Origin of the sequence: Roseibium sp. (genome assembly GCF_050301095.1) — a bacterium.
Classification (GTDB): domain Bacteria; phylum Pseudomonadota; class Alphaproteobacteria; order Rhizobiales; family Stappiaceae; genus Roseibium.
This window is the reverse complement of record NZ_JBNKYW010000055.1, coordinates 1-2,645: the sequence shown is the minus strand read 5'-3', so window position 1 is coordinate 2,645 and position 2,645 is coordinate 1. Positions and strand designations below refer to the sequence as shown.

The 2,645-nt window shown below is 58.4% G+C and carries 2 protein-coding genes and 1 pseudogene; all 3 read right to left on the bottom strand.

All coding sequences use genetic code 11. From position 1 onward, the window contains the following. Positions 1-362, bottom strand: a pseudogene (locus ACQY7U_RS04940) (ABC transporter permease); the annotation flags it as partial. Then, positions 359-1,882, bottom strand: coding sequence for a sugar ABC transporter ATP-binding protein (locus tag ACQY7U_RS04935; protein WP_428642605.1), 1,524 nt, complete (start codon positions 1,880-1,882; stop codon positions 359-361). The gene ACQY7U_RS04935 and the pseudogene ACQY7U_RS04940, both read right to left, overlap by 4 nt. Before the next feature lie 94 nt (positions 1,883-1,976). Next, positions 1,977-2,645 (bottom strand): substrate-binding domain-containing protein (locus ACQY7U_RS04930; RefSeq protein WP_428642603.1); only part of this gene is annotated, 669 nt, incomplete at its 5' end.

The window sequence follows — 2,645 nt, the reverse complement described above, 5'->3', positions numbered from 1 at the left end:
CCGTAAACGACGATACATCCGTTCAGAAAGCCGAAGAGAGCGCCGGTGGCCAAGGTGAGAATGGCGCCGAAAAGGATTTCGGCGGGAGAACCGTTCAGGAGCTCGGAGGCGACGCAGTTGGTCAGCGTCATGACAGCACCGACGGAAAGGTCCAACCCGCCAAGGAGCACTGGTAGAGTCTGGGCCATTGCAACGAAGGCAATGGCGACGGCTTCGTTCGAATTCTGGATTGCGACCGCGGACGAAAAACCGCGAGGGTGCAAGGCGTTGTAGCTCAGGTAGAGAATGAGCAACAGCGTGATTGCAGCCGCAAATCCGGTGTTTTGGGAGAGCCAGCGTTTCAGGGAAGTCATAAGGGTCATGCAGCCTCGACGTCTATGTTGAGCGAGGCGGCCACAAGGCTTTCCTCTGTGATTGCGTCTCCCTGCTGTTCGCTGACAACTCTGCCGCCATAAAGAACCGAAACGCGGTCGCAGCAGCCAATCAGCTCGGCATAATCGGAGGAATAAAACAGGATCGCCTTGCCCTCGTCGGCAAGGTCGCGCATGAGCCGGTAGATCTCCTGCTTGGTGCCGACATCGATCCCGCGGGTAGGATCGTTGAGCAATATGATGTCGGGATCGTTCACCAGCCATTTGGCAATCACCACCTTCTGCTGATTGCCTCCGGACAAGGTCATGACCGGATCCGTCACCGAGCCGATCTTGATCTGTAGCTTGGCGATACCGTCAGTGATTTCCTTCTTTGCTTTCTTCGGATTGATGAAGGGGCCTGTGGAGATCTTGGCGTAACTGGCGGCAAGCAGGTTGTCCGCAATCGACATGTCGAGCATCAGCCCTTCGGTCTTGCGGTCTTCCGGCACCAGAGCCATACGCAGGTCGGTGGATTTTGCTACTGCGGGCGAAGCTGGAACTCCCTTGCGGTCTGCAATTCTAACCTCGCCTTCCAGGTCCCGCAGCACTCCAAACAGCGCAAGCAGCAGCTCCTTCTGGCCCTGGCCGTCCAGACCGCCGAGACCGACGATTTCGCCGGGTGACAGCGTCAGGTCTATGCCGTTGAGGCGCTTACCCCATTTCAGGCCCTTCACACTCAAAAGGGGTTCCCTGCGCTCGCTCGTGGTGCGGGGGGGAGACTTCGCCGGAAACTGGGCCTCTACGTCTCTGCCTATCATCAGTCGGACAATTTCGCGTTCGCTTTTCTCACCTTTTGCGAACGTTTCGATGTGCTGGCCGTTCCGGAACACCGACAGCGTATCGCAGAGCGCATCGACTTCATGCATCCGGTGCGAAATGAACAGGCTGGCAACGCCATCGTCTTTCAGTTCACCCAGAAGGTCGTATACCGTCTGCACATCCCGTGATGTCAGGGCCGAGGTCGCCTCATCCAGAATGAGAACCTTGGGATTGCGCCCGAGCGCCTTGGCGATTTCCACCATCTGACGGCGTGAAAGGGACAAGTCACGCACGAGCGCTCTGGGGTCGACATCCTCGCAGCGGACCCTTGCCAGAAGGTCTTCGGCCCGCCGGATCTGTGCCATCCTGTCGATCAGTCCGAAACGGCGGGGTGGAAGGGAAATGGAGATATTGTCGGCAACCGATAGATCCGGAACAAGCGAGAGTTCCTGGAACATGCAGACAATTCCCGCGTCGTTTGCAACTTGCGGGACGGGAAACGTGACGGGCTTGCCTTCCAGGTAAATCGTACCCTCATCGGGTTGGAGGACGCCGGACATGATTTTGATGAGGGTGGACTTGCCAGCCCCGTTTTCTCCCAAAATGGCGTGAATGGATCCCCGCTGACACTTGAAATCAACCCCCTCCAAGGCTCGGATACCGGCAAAAAACTTGGAGATACCGCTATATTCGACAATCGCTTCGTTCATGCGTGTGCGCTCACCGGTCACTTGTTCCGGTCCCATGATCTTGGAACGCGGCCCCGAAGACAGGTTCGGGGCCGCGTTGCGTTGGCGTTGGAGGTTACTTAACGTCAGTTTCGGTCTGGGACATGATCGCCGGACCGGAGATATTGACGCCGCAGGGCGGAAACTCGTTGACGGTGAAGAAGTTGTCCGGAAGGTTTGACCAGTAGTTCTTCCCGTCCTCAAGCTGGTCATAGGTTGCCACCGGCAGCGGTACCGAGATCAGCTGAGGCATCACGTTTCCTTCCAGGGCCGATACGGCGGCCTTCATCGCAATCGCCACCAGACCCGGCGACTGACCAATCGAGATGCCCTTCAGACCCTCATCCGCATATTGCGCGATGGCCTTGCGGAACCCGTTTTCGGATTCGCCCGCTACGGGGACCCACGGGTGCTCGGCATCCTTGAGCGCCTGAATGACGCCGTTGGATCCGCCCTGGCCAACCACGGCAACGAACTCGCCGTGAACGGCGATGGCGTCGGCAACGACCTTCTGGGTGGTGCCGTCGTCCCAGTTGCCGACGACCTGGATGATTTCCCATTCACCTCCGGACGACTTGAGGACCTCGTTGATGCCGATGGAGCGGTCGCGATCGACCGAGTTTCCGGGCAGTCCGCGGACTTCCAGAATCTTGCCCGAGGTGATGCCCTTGGCCTTCAACTCGTCGACGGCGAATTGGGCCCACATCCGCCCCATCTTGAGCTGGTCTTCGTTGACCTGCATTAC

Bases quoted from the DNA above. Each gene is read 5' to 3' on its own strand.
- ACQY7U_RS04935 (WP_428642605.1), bottom strand. From the start codon at position 1,882: ATGAACGAAGCGATTGTCGAATATAGCGGTATCTCCAAGTTTTTTGCC.